1 pseudogene is annotated in these 896 nt (G+C 48.3%); it reads left to right on the forward strand.

Annotated features, from left to right (window positions below):
* Window positions 1-896, forward strand: a pseudogene (locus HMPREF3093_RS09940) (YSIRK signal domain/LPXTG anchor domain surface protein); the annotation flags it as partial.

The following is an 896-nucleotide window of genomic DNA, read 5'->3' on the forward strand; positions in this document are numbered from 1 at the left end:
GACCTTCACCCCAGGTGATCAGGCTGTGCCGATTGATATGGCAAAACCAATGACCTTTGAAAATGGGACGGATACTTTAGTTGTAGCCAATGAAGGAACTTATACCATCAATTCAGATGGCACCATTGCCTTCCAACCACTTAAGCAATTTACTGGCAAGGCGACTCCAGTGAAGGTTAAACGTGTCGATACCAATGGCACGGAAGTGACTGCTACTTATACACCTAACGTGACCAAGGTCACTCCAAGCAGCAGCCCAGCTACCTCAACAGGTCCTCAAGGTGTGCCACAAACAGGAACGCCAGTCTTCAAGGAAGGGGATCCTGCGGTTCCAATTGATATGGATTCGCCAATGACTTTTGAAGATGGTCAGCCTAAGAAGACAGTTCAAGGTGTAGGGGAATATTCAATCAACCCAGATGGGACCATTACCTTTACCCCAGACAAGCAGTATGTGGGAACACCAGCCCCAGTTACTGTTAAACGTGTGGATAAGAACGGTACGGAAGTGACTGCTACTTACACACCAACAGTTACGCGAGTAACGCCAACAAGTACCGATGCCACATCGAACGGTGTTCAAGGCCAACCACAAAAGGGTAAGCCAACATTCACCGAGGGTGATCCGTTGGTACCACTTGATGACGCTAAGCCAATGACTTTCGAGGATGGCTCAAGCACCAAGAAAGTCCCAAATGTCGGGACCTATGTCATTGAGTCAGATGGCTCTATTACCTTTACGCCAGACAAGCAATACGTTGGAACACCAGATCCTGTAGTTGTAAAACGTGTTGACAAGAATGGGACGGAAGTGACGGCTACTTACACGCCAACCGTAACGAAAGTGACGCCAACTAGCACTGATACCACATCGAACGGTGTTCAAGGCCAACCAC

The organism is Abiotrophia sp. HMSC24B09 (assembly GCF_001815865.1).
GTDB lineage: Bacteria > Bacillota > Bacilli > Lactobacillales > Aerococcaceae > Abiotrophia.